Here is a 20,041-nt window from a genome sequence, read left to right on the forward strand (position 1 = left end):
TAAAACCAATTTACATGCTTAAATCAATGACGGGCTACGGCCTATCTAAAGCGCAGAAAGGCGCAATGCAAGTTTCTGTTGAAATTCGCTCTCTCAATTCTAAATTTCTTGACGCTCAAATTCGTCTGCCAAGACACCTACAAGACAAAGAACTTGAGATCAGAAATATATTGAACTCTGAGTTGGTGAGAGGTAAAGTAGCGGTAAGTATCGAGATGAGCTCAGACGATGCCGAAGCTTCAAAACAGGAAGTGAATCATGCATTATTCAAGTCGTATTATAATGAGTATGATCAACTTGCTACTGAGGTGGGGGCCGAAAAAAGAGACCTTTTTAGGTTGGCTCTACACAGCCCAGAAGTAATGTCGGGATCGGGTATAAATGAGGAGGTAATTACCCAACAATGGGAATTCACCAAAGAAAATTTAATTGCCGCTATCGCTCACTGTAATGAGTTTAGAGAGCAAGAAGGAGCAAAACTTCAATCTGAGCTTGAATCCTATATTCAAAATATTGGGAATTATCTAAATGATATTAAGGCAGTAGAAGGAGAGAGGTTAGTATCTATAAGAGAACGAATAGAAGGTCATCAAAAAGATTTAGTAGGATCTGATCAGTTTGATGTGAATAGATTCGAACAGGAAATGATCTACTTTATTGAGAAGCTAGATGTAAGTGAAGAGTTCGTTCGTTTGAGTGCTCACCTTGATTACTTCTTAGAAATTTTGAAAGAGACAAACTCGCAAGGAAAGAAACTGAATTTCATTTCTCAAGAAATAGGAAGGGAAATAAATACAATTGGTTCTAAAGCTAATTACGCGCCTATGCAGCGTTTTGTAGTGTGTATGAAGGACGAGTTAGAAAAGATTAAAGAGCAGCTTTTAAATGTGATTTAAGCTTGGTTGAATTCGATCTACACGAAATAAATAAGAGGCCTGCCTTTAAAGCAGGCTTCTTGCGTTGTATGAATTAATTGAGTTTAAAATGAATAGTCACTTGTCTTGGCGATTTCACTGGAATTCCCCGCTGCTCACCTGGATTCCACCTCGGAGATTTACTAAGTACTCGAATGGCTTCTGCATCGCAATCTTTACTAATACCTCTTACGACTTTCAAATCTGAAATTTCGCCATTGGCAGCAACATTGAAAGTGAGAATTACCTTACCTTCAATCCCCATTTTCTGGGCATTTCTTGGATACCTAAAGTTTTTATTTAGAAATTTAGCCCAAGCTTCATTGCCTCCGGGAAAGGAAGCCTCTTTTTCCAAAACGATGAATGGGTCTTCAGCTTTTTCGGCTTTTTCTGTAATGATTTCATCCAATACCAAATTTTCAATGTTATTGGGTTCTATTTCAAAGGTAAAATCAACGATTTCATTAAGCTCTTCTACATTAGGAACTTCTATAAGTACAGGCTGTTGAATAGGCTTTGGTGGCTCGTGGATTGTAATAGGAGGCTCGTCAAAGCTTCTGTGATCTTGTGAATCATAGGGTAATACAAATGGTTCTACTGGTAGAGTTTTGTATTCAAAAGCTGCTAGACTTATGCCTAAACTAACGGTTAAACCAATGACGAGAAAAAGAGGTCTTTTCCCTTCAATATCTACTTGAGTGTTCTTTTTAGTTTCCATGATTTTGTATTTAAACTAATTAATTAGTTATAAAGGTGCCAAAAAAGCCCAACAGGGTTGGGCATTCTTCTATTTAAGTCTAAATTTAATTCTGATGGCCATTCTTGATTTTACAGCAACACCTCGTTGTTTTCCTGGAATCCATTTTGGCGAAGATTTAAGCACACGAATCGCTTCTTCATCGCAACCGCCTCCAATGCCTCGGGTTACTTCAATATCTGAAATTATACCATTAGCGTCTACCACAAAGGAAAGGTCTACTGCACCATCAATCCCCATCCGTTGAGCCTGGCGCGGATACTTTAAGTTATCGTTTAGGAACTTATTCCAGCCATCTCCAGGAAATTTAGCCATCTCTTCTACAATCAGGAATGGTTCATCTGATACCACTTCATCTGGCTCATCTTCAAAAACAAGATCGGCTATTTCTGTATCTTCCGATATATCCACATCAATATTGATTTCTATATCCGTATCAATTTCCTCATCATCTGGTATTGATATAATTTTTGGTTGTTGAATAGGAGGGGCTTTTGGAGGTGGCTGCTCTGTTGGCGGGATTTCTATTAAATCATCAAAATCGTTGAGTGCCATACCTAAGTCCATTAGGTCACCTCTTTCATGTTGCTTCCATTCAAAAGCAGCAAAAGTGATACTTAGACTTGCTAATAAGCCGATGGCTAAAAACAGACTTGACTTTCTGTTTATATCAGCCGCTGGAGATTTCTTAGCTTCCATAGTTTTATCATTTAAGGTTAGAAATATGATTATTGATTCTTTCTTTTTTTTTCGTTTGTAGAATCATTAACTAAATATACTCAATATAAAACTAAAAAACTAGTTTATGTAGTACTAAAAAAAGCCCAACTTAATTGGGCTTTCTAAAATTACTTAAGTTTGAAAAGAATTCGGATGGCCATTCTTGACTTAACGGCTCTACCTCTTTGCTTTCCTGGGGTCCATCTTGGAGATGACTCCAAAACTCTAACTGCTTCATCATCGCAGCCGCCTCCAATTCCTCTAGTTACAGTGATGTCAGAAATTTTACCTTCTTTATCAACTACAAAAGATAAAAATACAGCACCTTCAATTCCCATTCTTTGAGCTGAACGAGGGTATTTTAGGTTCTTTTGTAAGAATTTGTTCCACTCAGCATCACCTCCAGGGAATTCAGCGTTTTCCTCAACAATAAGGAATATCTCATCTCCTACTTCCTCTTCAGGTTCTTCTTCAAAAACAATTTCCTCAACCTCTTGCTCTTCAGTGATTTCCACATCCAAATTGATCTCGATTTCCTCTTCGATCTCCTCTTCATCAGGAATCTCAATAATTTGAGGCTGCTGTTTTACAGGCGGTGGTGGTGGTGGTTGCTCGGTTGGTGGGATTTCAATTAAATCTTCAAAATCGTCAGTTGCCATACCTAGGTCCATTAGCTCACCCTTTTCAGTTTTCTTCCATTCAAAGGCAGCGAATGTAATACCAAGGCTCACTAGCAGACCTATTGCTAAGAATAGGCTAGACTTTTTGTTCAAGTCTGCTGACGGAGTCTTTTTAGCTTCCATAATCTCTTTTAGTTACACTTTTAAAACTATGCTATTAGTTTGGTATTCGCAAACTAATATTTTATAAAAGTAGAAAAAACTACGACACCTGCAATAGCTCCAATTGTATTTGAGAGCAAATCATAAATATCTGTCATTCTACCAGGTACAACGGACTGCAATGATTCCAAAACCAGTCCGTAAACTATGCATATAGTTAACGTCCTTATTAAGGATTTGTTTTCAAGCCGTACTTTGTCTTCTTTATTTCTTTTACCTAGGAGCACTAAAAAACTCAGAATTCCAAAAACACCCAAGTGGGCTAGTTTGTCATAAGAAAGTAATTTAGACTCTGGAAAAGAATCTTGAGGCAATAGCATTAATACTGCCAATACTATGGCCCATAATACGCTGGCCCAATATTGTTTAATAAACGAGCGCAATGGGTAAACTGGATCTACTGACCGATCAATGCTTTGTAAGCAGCAGCATCCATAAGGCCATCTACTTCTGAAGGATCACTCATTGTGATTTTGATCATCCAACCTTCTCCATAAGGGTCAGAATTCACTGTCTCTGGTGCATCTTCAAGCTGGCTGTTAAATTCTTTTACTTCACCCGAAAGGGGCATAAATAGATCCGAAACGGTTTTTACAGCTTCAACGGTGCCGAATACCTCTTCTTTGTCAAGCGAATCTCCTTCTGTTTCAATTTCAACATATACGATATCGCCAAGCTCGCTTTGAGCAAAATCAGTAATTCCAACTGTTGCCTCTTCGCCTTCAACCTTAATCCACTCGTGATCTTTGGTATACAATAAGTTTTCTGGTATGTTCATTTCTTTAAAATAAATTCGACCAAAAATAAACGGATTTTTGCGAAAAATAAGTGTTTATTGAGACAAACTGAACCTAATTCTTCCACCAAAGGCAGTTCTGGCATTTAAGAAGCTTGTGGTCACTCTTGGCTCGTTTATATTCTTCTCAAAATAGAATGCTACCTGAAGGGCATCGCTTATATTATACTCTACTGTTGGATTCAATTGGAAAATTTTAATCCCTTCTGTAACAATGCTCGATTCGTCAATTCTTCGCTGAACGGTTTTGTTATCTCTTAGGCTAAAAGTCATGTTAAAGCGTAATTCATTTGGTAGGGTTTCTTTTCTGCCTCTTATCCTAAACGGAATTTTAACTCCTGCTTTGGTATAGCCTAAAGTCATGCTAATATCGTTTGCTGACCGTTCAGTTACTTGGATATTAGACAAGTTGAGGGCTATGTTTCTTTCCTTAGAATAGTTGAGATCAAGGTTCCAACTACTGGTTGTTTTCAGGTTTATGCCTACTAGTGGAGAAAATTTCTCTGAAAGAACTACTTGCTGAGAAGTAAATATTGGCACCAAATTGCCGTCTTCATTAAACTGATCTGCCAAACCATAATCATTAAGTTGATTATCTAAAGTGAGGTTTGAGGTATATAAAGCCGAGTTGATATAATTACTTACACTGTACTGACTGCTGTAAGCATGGCTGATACTCACCGTACTAAATAACTCTTTAACGGCATCAATCTTTGTTAATCCTCGATAATTTAAGGACCAGCCCGGTATAGGAAGACGTGGGAATGCTGAGGTCTTAATCTCATCTGGGCTTTGGCCTGAATAGGCTGCCAAAAATGCTGGGATCACTACATCTTGAGAGTTAAGGTCATAAGTTCCTGCATCATTCGACTGATCTAATCTAGATTTTAAGATATTTCTGTAGGTTTCAAAATTGGCAAATAGAGGAGAGTTGTCATTGCTATCGTCCTTTTCGAAAGCGGTTTTTATCATGTTGAATGATACTATATAAGTACCGGTTCGGGTAGGGTTAATGCTTAAGTAATCGCCAGCAACATCATCTCGTCTGAATATTTCTTGATAATTCTCAGAGTGCGTTTTTCTTCCTGTTAGGGTTACTCTAAAATCGCCAAACGGTTCTAACACTGTTGAGTAATTAAAGCTCATGTTTTTGTCTTGTGTAAACGGGGCGGTTAGGAAGGTGCTTTGCGCATAAAGCCCATCATAGGCCAGTTGCCTGCGTATTGCCGCATTTTGGCTACCGACAATAAAGCCCAAGCTTGGGTTTTTCATATCTTCATCGAGCCCAAAAAGGAAAACATCGGGCATATAACCTGGCAGTACGGTTCCTTGTGCAATAGAGTAATCGAAAGTAGCGCTTCTTACCATCATAACGGCTCTTAACAAGGCCTTTAAGGCTGGCATTTGATCAATGGTTTTTCGTTGTTTGGTTGTGTCGTTTGCTGCTATTCCTGTTGGTCGAGTCCTACTACGGGTGGGCGAATTGATTTTCTTTAGTAATCCAATATTGTTATAGATCTTTTGCATATCAATCTTACCATTGACCTTTACTATGCGTGTATTGCCTGCGTAATTTCCTAAACTATCGGCTTGGCCGATAGCGCCTGCTTTCCAGTTGTAAGTGGAGGCATAACTTACCGTAGAATTTAGCCAATTCGTAACAGGAATTTTTTCAAAGGGTAGGGTGTAGCTAGAATTAATGGTGTGGGTGTAATTCTTTATTCGGCCAAAGTTTTTAAAGTTGGTCCAAACCGAATCTCTTTTTATATCGGTATTGATATCCCCTTCGGGTTCGTCAATAATAGCATTTACGTTTGCGAAGTAATCTAGTGTTAGTGCTTTGGTCAGGTTCCAATTTACTGCATAGCTTCTGTCGAAGGTGAACGACTTTTCATAGTAGGGGTCTATTCCTTCGGTGCCAAGGTCTGAATTTCTTAATTGAGTTTTTAAGAAACTTCGGTTTACATTACCGTTAATAGTAATTGAGTTAGGTACTAAGTTGAAGTTGATGTCTTTGATAATTTGAAGCCATTTTGAACCTAAGAAACCTATGTTTTTGAAAGGTTCAATAAACCATTCTTTAGGTTGGTAACTATAAGTTATTGCCCCTCTGTAATTTTTGTAATCATAAGAGGCGGTGTTAATGTTGCTTCTGGTGATTTCGTTATAGGCATAAGTAAAGCTCAAGTTTTCTATGTCGTAAATGCGTTTTGGAGCATCTGCGTTAACTCTTCTTTTTCGCACATTAGAAAAGTTGAAACTTCTGCGTTTCGATTGATCTACAACTTTATCATAGTAGGCTTTACGTTCTTCCTTTGTTTCGAATGAGTTAAGTACATCTTCCAATGGTAAATCGGGATCGAGTGGATCGTACTGAGGGATTGATCGGGAATTTTCTAAGCTAAAATAAGCGGGGAGTTCAATGCCCCAATTTTCTGGGAAAAACTTGCCCAATTTTAAGCTGGTAGAAATATCATACTGTGTAGTTTTTTCTCTGTTTCTATCAGAAATTTTGTCGGCAATTCCTCCAAAACCAATACCTGAATGCCTTAAAGAAGCCGATACGTTTCCTAAATCTGCTAATTGGGCATCGAGCCTAGCGTTGGCAGCAATTCCAGAGTTTGAATCGAAATCGGTTACGCGAAGTTCGTTGGCCCAAATACAGAAACTTTTTGGCTCTAAATCTGGTGAGCTTGGGTTTCTCACCCCAATCATAAGGGTTTGAACAGTACTTAGGTCTGGTCTTCCAACCACCGTGATATTATAGCGATCAACGGTTTCGGTATAAGGTAAACTGAGGTTGGCATTACTCGCATTTCGTCTAGATTTAACTTCGTACAAACTACTGAAAGCTAGGTCGATTTCATTTTCTTCTGGCCAAATGTCTTCTGGAGATAATAATCCCGATGGAGTCATGGTCAATGGTACTTCAATTTCGTAATAGTTTTCAGTGAAATCTGTACCAAGCCTTAGAAAAGCAGTTACTTCTCCTGGAGCGAGATTATCTTGACTATCGGCATGAAGAAACATCTTTATTCTTCCGTAGTTCACCATGTCCTGACTTACATTTTTGAATACAGCACGGGCATCTTTATCTCTCAAGTCGTCTACACAAAGTTGTAGCGATTGCTCATTGCGTCTTCTTTCTACGGCCGAAGTATTATCTCTATCACGTTCTATTCCTGGAGGCAAAACATATGGTGGTCTGCCTTGGCTACCTTGGCTGTTTTCTTCGATACTAACTACAGAAACTGTAAAGTTCGGGTCTGTAGGTTCTGGAATTTCGTTCAAACCTTTTTCGAACAGGCTTTCTTGGAATGTTCTCCACTGGCTTCCAACTAATCTGAAATTTACAAGCCTAAGCACCACTGGTTCTTCAAAGTCAGTGAAATAAGTACGCATGTAGCGAATAGATTTGAAGCCATTGATATTTCCTTGAACACGATCGGGTTTTCTTACAGGAATACGGAATAGATACCAGTTCACAATGTCTCCACTGTCGCCAATAGGGTTTGAAACCTGATCGACAATGTTGTTTTTACCTACTTCGAGTTGACCTGGTTTTAAATTCAATTCGTATTCATAGTATTCCTCGAGGTCGTTCAGTGTGTTATCTCGGTTTAAATCCTCATTGTCTGGTAAGTTGGTAGATGAAGGCGTGTAAAGTTGGTTGCCATTATTTATTGGGCTGTTCCCTTCTAAACCATTGAAGTTTTTGTATCGCTCTAAAACTTTAGCATCTTTTATATCTAAATCGTCTCCCAAATAGTATTGAAAATTATCTCCTGAAGGGTCGGCTTCAATTTGTTGTCTGGCAGTGGCATTTACGTTAAGCGAACTCAAATAATTAGCGAAAAAGGTAAGCTCATCAGAAGATTTTAATCCATCAAGCCCAACATCTTGATTAGCCCGAGCATCTCCAGAGTTATCAAATGCAGGATTTAGATATGGTTGACGAGTTACCCGACCCCATTCGTTTTCTACTACATTTTCAATACTTGGGTCGCCATCGGCAGGTAGCCCTTGCTCGAAAGCATGCCTTTCATCTTTCATTAAATCTTCAGAAATACTACCAAGGTTCAGAATAAACTTTCCCCCTGTGGTGTTTGCTTTTGGGGTATTAATACCATCATCTATGAGCCCCCTTGGGTTGTTGGGCGTTCCGTTGGTTGTATTAATAAATGGATCCATCATCCAAAATTCGATGTACTCAATATTGGTTTTGTCAAAATCGACTTCATTTGAAATGGCACGAGTAATGGCTCCGAAATTAGATTTCGGATTAGGTAAAAATCCTTCTGGCGTTAGGTTTGGGTTATAGTTGTAAATACCTCTTTCTGATGGGTAATAAGCCAAGTCGAACGAAGGCTCGTTTACAATTATTTGCTGGGCATCTCTTTTAATTACTTCGTTTTGGCCAACAGAACGAACGTAATGGTTTTCTAAATCAGTTGCTGTAATATTTTCTGGTCTCGATCTTCCTGTGTTTCTATAAATAACGTTGTCGATGGTGTACCAAGCTAGTTTGGCTCTTTTGTAGTTTGCTCCAAGCCTGTCGGTTGTTTCATTACTTTTATCGAATTTGTTATCGTCAGTTTTTGGAGTGGCTCCAAACTTCCAACTGATTGGGTTGTTTAAGCTAAAGGGAGTAACTGTTGATTCAAAGTCATCTATATAAGAGGTGCCTACTCCATCTACTTTGTTAGAAGTGCCCGGAATAAGATGTGCCATTTCTCCACTAAAAGTAACAGTAGAAGGCGCCTTGGTATCAATAAATGGAAGTGCGTCTACCATTTTAGTAATAAAGCGAGATTCATCACTATAGTTTACATCGAGCCCCCAAACCGTATTGTTTACTGGTTCATTACCAATGCCTACACGAGTGAGTTGCGGACGTTCGTTTAGGTTCAAAAATGTGAATCCGAAATTTGTTTTAGGGTTTAACACATAGTCTAAGCGTGTTCCAACTAATGTGCGCGATTGGAAATTAAATAGGTCGGCTTTTTCATAGTTTACCCTGATTTTTTTTCCTGAATTTAGAATCGATGGATTAATGATATTCACTTTGCCCAAAGAGTAATCTACCGTGTAGTCGGTGCCTTCAATAAGAGGAGTGTTTCCTGCTAATACTTGCACACTACCTGGCGATATTTGATAGGCATTAAGGTTGATTTCATTAGAAGAGCCTGATTGTAAACTTCCTTTGATATAAAATTTATTGAGCCGTGACACCAATTCGGCATCGGCTTTTGTTGTACGGTAGAGTGTGTCGAAAACGTATTTATCGACTAAAAACTGTTCTCCAGCAGCAAATTTATTCTCTAGGGTTTGCCCAAAGGGTTCTAATACGGGAAAAAGCATGTAGCCACGCTCGGTGTTAATGGTTACGTCTTCAACAAAATCGAAGTTAGCATCGGGTTGTGGGTCTCCACTTTGGTTTAATTTGTCCAACCCAAAAATTCTAATAAGTGGAACATCTTTGGTGTTTTCTCCTTCATGCAAACTTGGGTTGTCTATCCCAGTTTTGTCATCTCTGTAAATTACTCTCAGCTGAAAGGCTTCTTTGCTAATGTTTGAAGCATTTAGGTTGTAAATGTTTTTCATCATCAAATCCCAAGTAGGTACTTGGGTATTGATTTTACTTGGCCGAAGTAATTTCAGGAAAATGGCTTCACTTTCAGTTCTGTTTTGATAATCTTCTGTAAGCTCTCCTACTTTAAACCGTCTTCCTTGGTAGCTATATTCGTATGATACGGCTAACACTTCATCGCTTTGTAATTGCCTACTTAATGAGATAAATCCGAGTTGGCTGTTGAAGTAATATTCCGATGGGTCAAGTTTTCGAGCGCCTGTTACTTTTTCAAAATCGAGGGCTTTTTCTAAGCCTTTTTCATCTTCTAAAATAGAACTCAGTTGGTCTGCTTGTCGTAAGCGCGGATCGTTGACTAAGTTTTGATAGAGGCTATTTGCATTGTTAGCAGTAGGTGAATTGGGTGTGCCATTTCCTATAAAGGCATTGTTTTCTCTATAAATTTTGTCGCCTTCACCTAAATCCATAAAGGCCGCAAAATTTCTAAGTGTTTGGGTATTGTTGGTTCTGTTAAGTACATAAACTTCTACCCTTGTTACTTGTAAACCTGAAATAACTGAAGGAATACTTCTGAGCCAGTTTTCATAATTGTCTCTGAAAAACTGACCTAGGAAAAAGTGTCTGTTTTCGTCATAATCAGAGGCTCTGATTTCGAATTCGTTTCTTTGAATTCCTCCTTCAACTTCAATAGATTGAGATTGCCCACGCTGAGTGGCTGCCAAGGCAGTAACGTAAAGTCTCCCAAATTGTAATTGAGTTTTAAAGCCAAAAAGGTTTTGAGCACCACTGATCAGACTATTAGCTACTGGTAAGCTCACGTCTCCTAGTTCAATCGTTTTTATAATGTCTGATTCTAAGCCACCGAATTCTACTTTAAGTTGGTTTTCAAAATCGAAAGAGTTGCTGTTATCAAAGTTGGCTCCGATTTTTAATTTGGATCCAATGCTACCTTGCAAACTCATTTGAATATTCTGGTCAAATTCAAAACCACCCGTTCGCTGTTGTCTAATGGGGATTGCAGGATTATCTACACGTTGAAATTGCCCACCAAAATCTAATTGAACAAAGCCGCTGGTTTGGATATTGATTTCATCACCACCAAAGAGTCTATCAAAAAATGGGCTTAAAGCAATAGGAGGGATAAGTTGCCCCCGGTTACTTACAGCGCTTTCTCCATCTTGTGCTTTGGCTTTTTCGGCCAGAAACTCTCGGTTGCCTTGCTCTTCTCTTTGTTGAAGGGCTGCATTAAAGGGGATTCTGGTAGGAGGGCCGAGAAATTGACTTCCAAATTTTTCGCTATACACCAAAGATTTACTTGTATCCAATCTATATTCTTGATTAAAGAAGTTTAGGTTATTGAAAAGTAAAGGTGATTTTAACCGTCTGTTTGTGAGAGGGTCGCCAACGCGGTACCTCAGTCCAAAGTTGGGGTAGGTGGTTTTTATATATTCAGTAGTGTCTGAGCTAATTCTAGTAGAATCCTGTTGCTGTTCATAGGCATAGGCTTTAGTAGCTCCACCAAAAAAGGTGAACCCTATGCAAATCAGGAGTAATATTTTGATGGTTTGGTTGATCAAGTCTTCCTAAAAATCAGGCCGCTTTTAGTGCCAATTTGATCAATTCTTCTAGTGAAATTTGCCCTTCAGAATTTTTCAAAATTTTGTCAATACTTTTTTGTGCAGCTGCCTTGTTGATGCCTAGAGTTACTAACGCAGCTAAGGCTTCGTTTCTTATAGTATTAATGGAGGAAGAGGTAATATTTCCTCCTGCCATATCAGCAGACTCTTTTCCAACTTTATCTTTAAGTTCTAAAATGACTCTTTGAGCAGTTTTTGCACCTACGCCTTTCACTCCTTGAATGATGGCTACATTTTCAGTGGCAATGGCGTTTATAATTTCAGAAGGACTTAGCGATGACAAGAACATAAGGCCAATAGAAGGGCCGATACCTGAAATCGAAATCAGTAGTGTGAAAAGTTTTTTTTCTGCCTCATCAGCAAAACCATAAAGCACTTGAATGTCTTCTTTTACATGGAAGTAAGTAAAGAGTTTGCATTGCTCTTCATCCTTGATTTTGGAGTAAGTATTCAGTGATATTTTTATTTCATACCCAACTCCTTGAATATCAATGATTACAAAAGTCGGATCTTTATAAGCTAGTTTACCTTTTACGTATGCAAACATAAATTCTGATTGTACTTGAGTATAAAAAAAGGCAAGTTGAACTTGCCTTCGCTTAAATTTAAGAATATTCGAGTAAAATCAATGTCTGTAACTTTAAAATAGCAGATTTAAGATGGTGGGTTATCTACTGCTCTAAAGGTGGTTAGTATCGATTCCATCTGGCGAATTAGCTCCCTATGTTCTTCATTAGGGTGAATAATAAAGCCTTCGATGTAATAAAGCCTATTTGTTTTTTCATCTACGAAAGTGTAGCTGATAAAAGTGCCGCCCACTGAGTAGTTGTTGGTTTTCCATGCGCCACGCATTTCTACGGTGTATTTGCCATCAAATGTAATATCTCTAAAAACAGGTCGCATGAATTCCGTTTCCGTTATCATGTACGACTCTTTGTTTTCAGGATCGCCATAAATGTATTTTTTCCCAACCTCATTCCTTAGCTTTATTACGTTTTCATGAGTGAATTCGTCTTGTGATTCATAGTCTTTAAAGTAGACAAAAATGTTTTTGCTTGGGCCTCTTGCAGGTAAATAGCGCGACCACATAAAGTCATCAGAAGTAGTAGCCAACTCAAATCCAACAGGGATTTTAATATAATAGCCAAACTTATCTTTAATTCTGTCTGATATAGCTCTTGAGTCTACCGAAGCACGAATATCAGTAGCAAGCCTTTCTCGTTCTGCCATATTAAAATAGTTTCTTATTATGGCTCCGTTTTCTTTCAAGTGATTGATTAAATCCTGATCATTTTTACCAAATAGGTTGAGTATCTTCTGGCCTTTTGCATACTGGTCATCAGAAGTATTCATAAATAAGTCGGGTTCATTTTGAATCCTCTCTTTAAAACTATCAGGAAGAATGCCCTTGAGATAGTTGTCGGCTGGGGTGGTGCCATCCAATGTAGTTACGTACACCACATTTCTGGATAGTTGAAAAATTCTATTATACTGAAATGGCTCTATAACACGAGTAGTGAATGAGGGTTCGGTTCGGTTTAAGCCAGGCACCGATGCGTGAAAAACTTCTTTCAATGCTTCACCGAGAGGGCCGTCCCATTTCTCTTTGTTCATTACAATCACTAACTCTCCCGATTGTCCAGTAGCATCAGGTAGAAGGTTAGGGTTCATTTTTGTTGATTCTTCACCTTCCTTTTCTGATTTGCTGCCGCAACTTGATATGGAAAGTAAAATCATGGCTAGAAATAAGAGCTTCTTCATAAACTATTAGTTTAGTTATTTATGTCAAGAAAGGTAATATGAAATTGATTTGCAAGCATTATCTACTAAAAAATTAGTTGTAAGTTTTTTTAACCAATTTTCAATTTCATCCCTGGTTTTAGACTGGTAGAGTTCAGATCGTTTAACTCCTTAATGCGCTCAATTGTTAAGCCTTCATACATTCTTGAGATATCCCATAATGTATCTCCCGGCTCAACAATATATTCTTTAGAACTAGGAATAGGCTGGTTTAATACTTTTTTGGCAGTAACAATTGTATTGTCTGAAAGGAAATCGGGGCCTGCGTAGATGTTCAATCTTTGACCTACTTTTATCATTGATCCTTTAATATTGTTCCAAGCCCTAAGGTCTTCAATTCTTACCTGATGTTTTCTGGCAATTGTTCCTAATACATCGCCACTCACTACTCGATAAACTACTTTTTCTTTTCCGAAAGTACTGCCCGGCATGTTAGTGGCCATTTTCTCGAATTCTTTTCTGCCTTCTTCTGCCTTGGCCAAAATGTTTTCACGATTGGTTTCATACAAAGCCATTCCATCTTTCGGTATTCTTAATTTAAAGCCCTTGGCATTAGCCGGAAGCGCTCCTTTTTTAATGGCTGGGTTCAATTTTTCAAGCGTGCCTAAATCCATTCCGCTTTCATCTGCAAAGGCTTTGAGGTATACAAACTGATTTACTTCAATTTCTTCAAAGTCGATAGGGTATTGAAGGTCATCAACAAAAAGGTTGTGTTCGTCAGCATATTCCATTGCATAAAGAATGGCAGCGAACTGAGGTACATATGAGCGGGTTTCTCTTGGTAGGTACCTATAAACTTCCCAGAAGTCATCTTTATTAGATCTTCGCATAGCCCTTTGAACATTTCCTATTCCACTATTGTAAGCAGCAAGCGTCATTTTCCAGTCTCCTAAAATTCCATAAAGCCACTTAATGTATTGGCAGGCAGCTTCGGTAGATTTTTCAGGATCCATTCGTTCATCAATGTACCAGTCGATTTGTAAGCCTTGTTGCTTTGCTGTTGGCGACATAAATTGCCATAAACCAACGGCTTTAGGGCCAGAAACGGCACCTGGGTTTAAGCCTGATTCAATAATTGGTAAATATTTTAGTTCTTCGGGTAGGTCGTATTCTTTAAGGTATTTCTCGAAAATCGGGAAGTATACTTCTCTGCGTCTAATCATTTCACGCGTATAGTCTCTATTTCTAACCGTAAAATAATTTATAAAAGCCTTAACCTGATCATTGAAAGAAATGTCGATTTCAAGGTCTAGCTTGTCATAACGCGCCTGCAATTCTTCATAAGAAAAGTCTGGTGCGTAATCGTAGCTTGGCTTAAACTCTTCTGGTATTGTATCGTTGGTTGCATGCCCTTGTTGAATAAAGGGAAACGAGGTAAATACAAGTAATAATGCCCAGTGTAATCGCTTCATTGTATAGCGTCTGTTCAAATGTTTTGAATCAAGTTTCTCGAAAATGCAAAAAGTTTAGCTTCTTGAAAAGCCGCGGATATAATTTGTAGTCCAATTGGCATTCCGTTGTCATCTTTTCCAACAGGAACGGAAATCGCTGGAAGCCCAGAAATGGAGGCTTGTACAGTAAATAAATCGGCCATATAAACTTCAATCGGACTTTTAGAATGTTCTCCCAAATCGAACGCTGTGGTTGGCGTTGTTGGTATGATAATAAAATCATATTCTGAAAGAATTTTTTCGGTGGCCTCTTTTATAAGCTTTCGCGCCTTTTGTGCTTTGGTAAAATAGGCGTCATAATAATCGGCACTTAACACAAAAGTCCCTAGCATAATTCTTCTTCTGGCTTCTGCTCCAAAGCCTTCGGTTCTAGAATTTTTATAAAGCGATTCTAAATTGGTGACCTCTGAACTTCTATGACCATAACGAATTCCATCGTATCGGCTTAAGTTAGAACTAACCTCCGCAGTAGTAAGAATATAATAGGCAGGTAATATGTAATCAAGTAATGGAAAGTTCACTGCTTCCACAGTATGCCCAGCTTTTTGTAGCTCTGTAATCTGATTTTCGAAAGCCGCTTTAATCTCTGGCTGTAGAGCTTTAGTATCAAGCGCTTCTTGTAAATAAGCTACTTTATAGGTGTTTTTTTGCTCTAAGCTTTGACTGTAAATGGGTACTGTTTTTGAAGAAGAAGTGGAGTCTTTATCATCTTTTCCAGCAATAATTTCCAATACACGAGCATTGTCTTCAATACTTTTGGAGAAAATTCCAATACTATCGAATGAAGAGGCATAAGCCAATAAGCCCCATCTTGAAATTCTAGAGTAAGTAGGTTTAAGACCAACAATTCCGCAAAAAGCTGCGGGTTGCCTTACTGATCCGCCTGTGTCAGTACCGAGAGAAATTTGGCACATATCGGCTTGAACGGCAACAGCAGATCCGCCTGATGAACCTCCAGCTACTTTATTATGATCTAGCGCATTTTTAACAGGGCCATAAAATGAATTTTCATTGGATGATCCCATTCCAAATTCATCACAGTTTTGGCGACCTATTAAAATGGCGTCTTCCTGAAGCAGTTTTTCAACGGCCGTAGCTGAAAATTGAGATTCAAAATTTTGAAGAATTTTACTCGCACCACTGACTTTGTGGTCTTGGTAACAGATTAAATCTTTGATGCCAAAAATTAAGCCGGCAAGTTTGCCGGCTTTGTTTTCTTTGATCTTACGATCTATTATATCTGCCTTTTGCAAAGCTTCTGCACTATAAACTTCTACAAAAGCATTAAGCTCTGAATGCGACTTAATGTTACGTAAATAGTGTTCTACAAGTGCTCTGCAAGAAGTTACCTCAAGTCTAATATCTCTTTGAATCTCATCGAGTGTGTGATAAGACTTCAATGGTTAATTAGCTTATTTATCAATTTCTTTACCTGCTTCGTCTACCTCTTTCTTAATTTCTTTGGTAGCGTCTTTAAATTCTCTGATGCCTTTTCCCATTCCTCTTGCGAGATCAGGTATTTTCTTGGCACCGAAAAGAAGTAAGATAACAAATACGATGAAAATCATTTCTGGAGTTCCTGGCATACCTAGTGCGAAAATTGTTTGCATGATTACCTACTTTAAAATTTTAGACTTCAAAGATAGCTAAAAACTATCTAGGAAGTAAAGGGATTCGGGTTTGTTGTGTGAACGGAATTTAAATCCTAGGGTTGAAATCGCTAAGTTATATTTTTAATAAACTAGCTTATGTATATTTAAATGGGTGTTATATATGTTTTATTTCGATCGTTTTTGAAGCCATAGTTCTGGGTTCAATGTTGACTTTTCGAAATGAACCCTAAACTTAACCTGAGAAATATTGTCTTTATCGGTAAGTACTTGCCCTAATGCTTGACCAACCTGAACTTGATCTCCTTTTTTCACAACCACAGTTTTTAACTTTGAGTATACCGTAAAGTATTCTCCATGCTGAATTAACACACTGTTTCCTAAACCCGGAACAGACATTACACTACTTACTTTTCCTGGAAACACAGCCTTTATGGTGGCATTTTCTGATGTTTGAATGTCAACCCCAAGATTATTTACTGTAATGGTTTTAATAGTAGGGTGGCGGTGTTCTCCAAATTTAGAAGAGACAAAGCCTTCATCTACAGGCCAAGGTAATTTGCCTTTTTCTTTAGCAAATGCCTCGGTTAGCTTAGTCATATCAACAGAGCCTAGCAAGGCAGCCTTTCTTTCTTCTTCGATAATCGCTTCGATACGTTCAGAAAGTTGCTTTTCTGCCTTTCTCTGTTCTTCTAATTCTTTCTTGATTCTTTGTTCGTCTTGGGTAAGCTTGGTGATTAACTCTCGTTGGTCACCCCTAAGCTCTTCAAGCTTATTGTTTTCAGTGAGTTCATCATTCAGTAACGATTGTTTGCTTTTTCTTTGGGCTTCAATTTCAGCAATTTGCAAACCAATGCTACTTTGAACAATCTTGATTTGTTCGGCTTGTTTTTTTCGTGCCTCAGAATACTGCTTAATGTATTTCATTCTCATAAACAGCTGATTGAAAGTAGATGAGGCAAATAGGAAAGTCATTTCACTAAAACCTTTGCTGGTTTTCTGAGTGGTGTAAATCATTTCAGCATACTCCTTTTTTAGCTGAGTTAGGTCATTTTCCATGGCTTGAATAATGGAAAGGTTTTCGGAGATTTCGCTGTCCAGTAGGTTTACTTCACTTTTAATGGCGCTAATCAAAGAAGAGCGCGTTTGAATTTGCTCATTCAGTGCCTTTAAACGGCCAATGCTGCTGTTTTTCTTGCTAGAGGTTTGAGAGAGAATACGTTCCGTTTCTTGAATTTTCTTTAGAATCTCATTTTTCTGACTTTCTAAAGTCTTCCTTTGATTTTGAGCCGTACCGTCAAAACCCACTAATAAAAAGAATAAGGAAAGGACTATTGCCCTATTTACGCTCATAGTTGTTGGGAATACTAAAAGGAAATGTAAGTGGTTCGTCTTCAATTCTGGCTCTGTTATGCTCAATATCTATCGTAATTTCACCTTTTTTATTGTCTTGGAAATACTGTAAAATCATATCTGCTTTAAAGGCAAACACAAATTGTTCGAGCATATTGAAATCAGTGTACTTTAACTCTAATGTGTTTTTGCTCTTGATTGTGTTGGCAGTGAGTTTCTCCAGCTTCTTCGTTTTATTGCCAATTTGGTTCATAATAGTCAGGTCTCCAACTCTTTGAACAATTGTAAACTGATTGGCTTGTGCTACAATGTCATCTTCTGCGGTTTGTGCAATTGGCATATCTCCAATAAGTACCGATTGAAAAAGATCAAAATTTAATTCGAAGTTGAATTTTTCGCTAAGCCCTTGAAAGCTATAGGCGTAATAAGATTTGTTTACCCTGTCAATCATTAAGAGTGAATCTTGGGTAATAATTCCTCTGGCTCCTTCAATACCCAAGCCTGGCGTAAGTCTAAACCAGATTAAACTATCTTTTCTTACGCGAATATCAGCAGTAGCTTTAGTTTTCGATTCTCCGTCTTTAAACTTAAATTTTGTTTTGGTAGAGAAGTACTCGAAAGGAATTTCTGCCACTTGAAACTCTTCTTTTACTCGTGTATTTGTTCCTAAGAAAGTGCTTTTACATGACTCTAAAAAGAAAGCCGAAAAAACAATGAGGATGAGCAGTTTTGCTCTACTAGTAGTACTTTTTGTCTGCAATTTTTTGATCTATTTTATCGGAAGTGTTCCCCGTGTTTTTTGCTTTTTTCCACTGCTCAACAGCTGCGTCAATTTGGTTTAACATATAAAGGTTATCACCATAAACTTCCAGAAGCCCACCTGTAATGTTGGCTGATTTTTGCTTCAAGAAATTCTCTATCAACTGTTTCGCTTCTGCAAATCTACCTAATTGAAACAAAACCTTTGCTTTCACATGAAATAAATCACTGTCCGATGGATATTCTTTGACTAAACGATCCAATGATTTATTTAAACCTTCTATGATTTCTTGATCGCTATTAGCATTTAGGTATCGCAAAAACATTTGAACTGCGCCATCATCTACTTTGCCAGATGTAGTTTTGGGAGGATTATATTCTTCAATTTCTTTCACATTGCCTTCCTCTAAAGCAAATTCCAATTTCTTTGTTCGAATCTTGCCTGCCAAAGTTTCATCATTTCTGGCAAGCTTTAAAGCCTGATCGAAAGCGGAATTGGCTTCTTCTTTATCGCCTTGGTTGCTGTAAAGCTGGGCATTTCCATAATAATAATAGAATAGACCTTGGTTAGGGAAATAGCTCAGAGCATCTTCGCTATTAGTGAGCAGGCTTTCCCAAGATTTTTGATTGTAAGCCCTCGTCAACAGTTGATTCCATACTTCGTAGTCAGATGGATTAAGATCTTTGAGTTGATTTAATGCGGTAAGCACTTGGCTTTCATAGGCCGATTTATTTTCTGGACTTGCTTTTTCGGCCAAGGCGCTATAAACTTTTTCTCCTGTTTTAATCACTTCTACATCGTTAGGGTATATGGAGTACAGCATTTTTTGCTGCTGATCTAAAAAGGAGAGAGGAATTTTGTCTGATCCAGCAGCCGATAAATTAGTCATTAACTCAAGCTTTGAGCTAAGGTCTGCTTCCTTATTGGTCATGATTTCAGAAATCATTGGCTTAGCAGCTTCAAAGTCGCCTTCTTCTAATTTTAAGTTGATTAATAAGAAGTTAGAGGAGGCTGAAGTGTTTGTAGATTTAAGAATGTCTGCGGCTTCGGTTTTCTGCCCTGTTGAAGCGAGTAAATCAGCGTATTCTAGTTTGTAGTTTTCATTTGTAGGGAAATCCTCAGTTAGCTTTTTCAGCATGTCGAGCGCTTCTTTTTTCTTTCCGGCCTGAAGTAGTAATTCCTTTTTCTGTGTAGTGAATTTATGGGGAGAGTTGTATTTTTCTTCCGTTATCTCGAGCATTTTGATTGCTCGATCGTAATTGCCTAAACCCACATATACATCAGCGATATCCAGTAAATACTCGCGATAGTCTGTGGAGTTTTTAAGCATTAACTCATATTCCGAAGCAGCTGCCTGTAGATTACTTTGCGACTTGTGTAGCTGCGCAGCAAGTATGTAATAGAATTTATTGTCGGACTTAATTTCTTGTGCCTTCTTAATCGACTTTAGTCCTTTGTCATACTTCCTCTGTATCAAATAGATTTCCCCTAATTTGAAATAAGCCGCGTGATTGTTTTTGTCAACTTCTAAAGATTGCTCTAGAAAAGCGATAGCCCTTTCGTAGTCTTCTAACAAGTAGAATTTTTGGGCATCGATCATTAAATATTCAGCATTGGCCCTGTCGTATTTCGAAACTTCATTACTCTCTTTTCCCTTCTTTTCGGTTTTTTCTTGGGCAATAGCCTCCATGCTGCTGCAAAACAGCAGAAAAGAAAAAATGAAAGGGGATAGTTGGAGGTATTTTTTCACCGGTTCTTCAATTATATCAAGAAACACATTTTATGTGGGCTATGTTTAAGCTTTCTGATGA

Annotated in this window: 15 protein-coding genes; 1 reads left to right on the forward strand and 14 read right to left on the reverse strand. The window is 38.1% G+C overall.

Translation table 11 applies throughout. The features are described from left to right. The first annotated feature begins 14 nt into the window (after nucleotides 1-14). Nucleotides 15-896, forward strand: a complete 882-nt coding sequence (locus OB69_RS11260; RefSeq protein WP_053223820.1) for a YicC/YloC family endoribonuclease — start codon at nucleotides 15-17, stop codon at nucleotides 894-896. 73 nt (nucleotides 897-969) lie between these two features. Here OB69_RS11260 and OB69_RS11265 read toward each other — a convergent pair whose 3' ends face one another. The 14 genes from OB69_RS11265 to OB69_RS11330 all read right to left on the reverse strand — a co-directional run bounded on the left by OB69_RS11265 (nucleotide 970) and on the right by OB69_RS11330 (nucleotide 19,980). After that, nucleotides 970-1,632: an energy transducer TonB gene (locus OB69_RS11265; protein WP_053223821.1), complete on the reverse strand. Its 663-nt coding sequence runs from the start codon at nucleotides 1,630-1,632 to the stop codon at nucleotides 970-972. 69 nt (nucleotides 1,633-1,701) lie between these two features. Next, complete coding sequence (locus OB69_RS11270) at nucleotides 1,702-2,370, reverse strand: energy transducer TonB (protein WP_053223822.1); 669 nt, start codon at nucleotides 2,368-2,370, stop codon at nucleotides 1,702-1,704. Between the two features lie 149 nt (nucleotides 2,371-2,519). Further along, nucleotides 2,520-3,194 (reverse strand): energy transducer TonB, encoded by a 675-nt coding sequence (locus OB69_RS11275; RefSeq protein WP_053223823.1) that lies wholly within the window; start codon nucleotides 3,192-3,194, stop codon nucleotides 2,520-2,522. Between the two features lie 53 nt (nucleotides 3,195-3,247). Beyond that, complete coding sequence (locus OB69_RS11280) at nucleotides 3,248-3,616, reverse strand: VanZ family protein (protein ID WP_053223824.1); 369 nt, start codon at nucleotides 3,614-3,616, stop codon at nucleotides 3,248-3,250. Between the two features lie 14 nt (nucleotides 3,617-3,630). Then, the gene (gene gcvH / locus OB69_RS11285) at nucleotides 3,631-4,011 is read right to left on the reverse strand and encodes a glycine cleavage system protein GcvH (protein ID WP_053223825.1); all 381 of its coding nucleotides are present in this window, start codon (nucleotides 4,009-4,011) and stop codon (nucleotides 3,631-3,633) included. A gap of 54 nt (nucleotides 4,012-4,065) precedes the next feature. Beyond that, nucleotides 4,066-11,196 carry a T9SS outer membrane translocon Sov/SprA gene (gene sov, locus OB69_RS11290; protein ID WP_157608552.1) on the reverse strand — a complete coding sequence of 2,377 codons (7,131 nt, stop codon included), beginning with the start codon at nucleotides 11,194-11,196 and terminating at the stop codon, nucleotides 4,066-4,068. Between the two features lie 13 nt (nucleotides 11,197-11,209). Next, the gene (gene ruvA, locus OB69_RS11295) at nucleotides 11,210-11,803 is read right to left on the reverse strand and encodes a Holliday junction branch migration protein RuvA (protein WP_053223826.1); all 594 of its coding nucleotides are present in this window, start codon (nucleotides 11,801-11,803) and stop codon (nucleotides 11,210-11,212) included. A gap of 107 nt (nucleotides 11,804-11,910) precedes the next feature. Further along, entirely contained in the window at nucleotides 11,911-13,017 is a 1,107-nt protein-coding gene (locus OB69_RS11300) for a DUF4837 family protein (protein ID WP_053223827.1), read from the reverse strand. 89 nt (nucleotides 13,018-13,106) lie between these two features. Then, nucleotides 13,107-14,468 carry a lytic transglycosylase domain-containing protein gene (locus OB69_RS11305; RefSeq protein WP_053223828.1) on the reverse strand — a complete coding sequence of 454 codons (1,362 nt, stop codon included), beginning with the start codon at nucleotides 14,466-14,468 and terminating at the stop codon, nucleotides 13,107-13,109. A gap of 14 nt (nucleotides 14,469-14,482) precedes the next feature. After that, nucleotides 14,483-15,907, reverse strand: coding sequence for an Asp-tRNA(Asn)/Glu-tRNA(Gln) amidotransferase subunit GatA (gene gatA, locus OB69_RS11310; RefSeq protein WP_053223829.1), 1,425 nt, complete (start codon nucleotides 15,905-15,907; stop codon nucleotides 14,483-14,485). A gap of 12 nt (nucleotides 15,908-15,919) precedes the next feature. After that, nucleotides 15,920-16,117, reverse strand: a complete 198-nt coding sequence (locus OB69_RS11315; RefSeq protein ID WP_053223830.1) for a Sec-independent protein translocase subunit TatA/TatB — start codon at nucleotides 16,115-16,117, stop codon at nucleotides 15,920-15,922. 168 nt (nucleotides 16,118-16,285) lie between these two features. Continuing rightward, on the reverse strand, nucleotides 16,286-17,470 hold the full coding sequence (locus OB69_RS11320; protein WP_053223831.1) for a murein hydrolase activator EnvC family protein: 1,185 nt from the start codon (nucleotides 17,468-17,470) through the stop codon (nucleotides 16,286-16,288). Beyond that, nucleotides 17,457-18,230, reverse strand: a complete 774-nt coding sequence (locus OB69_RS11325; RefSeq protein ID WP_053223832.1) for a DUF4292 domain-containing protein — start codon at nucleotides 18,228-18,230, stop codon at nucleotides 17,457-17,459. The genes OB69_RS11320 and OB69_RS11325 overlap by 14 nt, the downstream gene beginning before the upstream one ends. After that, nucleotides 18,208-19,980, reverse strand: a complete 1,773-nt coding sequence (locus OB69_RS11330; RefSeq protein WP_157608553.1) for a tetratricopeptide repeat protein — start codon at nucleotides 19,978-19,980, stop codon at nucleotides 18,208-18,210. The genes OB69_RS11325 and OB69_RS11330 overlap by 23 nt, the downstream gene beginning before the upstream one ends. Nucleotides 19,981-20,041 lie beyond the last annotated feature (61 nt).

Origin of the sequence: Roseivirga seohaensis subsp. aquiponti (genome assembly GCF_001267955.1) — a bacterium.
In the GTDB taxonomy this organism is placed as follows: Bacteria; Bacteroidota; Bacteroidia; order Cytophagales; family Cyclobacteriaceae; genus Roseivirga; species Roseivirga seohaensis.

Bases quoted from the DNA above. Each gene is read 5' to 3' on its own strand.
- OB69_RS11260 (WP_053223820.1), top strand. From the start codon at position 15: ATGCTTAAATCAATGACGGGCTACGGCCTATCTAAAGCGCAGAAAGGC.
- OB69_RS11265 (WP_053223821.1), bottom strand. From the start codon at position 1,632: ATGGAAACTAAAAAGAACACTCAAGTAGATATTGAAGGGAAAAGACCT.
- OB69_RS11270 (WP_053223822.1), bottom strand. From the start codon at position 2,370: ATGGAAGCTAAGAAATCTCCAGCGGCTGATATAAACAGAAAGTCAAGT.
- OB69_RS11275 (WP_053223823.1), bottom strand. From the start codon at position 3,194: ATGGAAGCTAAAAAGACTCCGTCAGCAGACTTGAACAAAAAGTCTAGC.
- gcvH (WP_053223825.1), bottom strand. From the start codon at position 4,011: ATGAACATACCAGAAAACTTATTGTATACCAAAGATCACGAGTGGATT.
- ruvA (WP_053223826.1), bottom strand. From the start codon at position 11,803: ATGTTTGCATACGTAAAAGGTAAACTAGCTTATAAAGATCCGACTTTT.
- OB69_RS11300 (WP_053223827.1), bottom strand. From the start codon at position 13,017: ATGAAGAAGCTCTTATTTCTAGCCATGATTTTACTTTCCATATCAAGT.
- OB69_RS11305 (WP_053223828.1), bottom strand. From the start codon at position 14,468: ATGAAGCGATTACACTGGGCATTATTACTTGTATTTACCTCGTTTCCC.
- OB69_RS11315 (WP_053223830.1), bottom strand. From the start codon at position 16,117: ATGCAAACAATTTTCGCACTAGGTATGCCAGGAACTCCAGAAATGATT.
- OB69_RS11320 (WP_053223831.1), bottom strand. From the start codon at position 17,470: ATGAGCGTAAATAGGGCAATAGTCCTTTCCTTATTCTTTTTATTAGTG.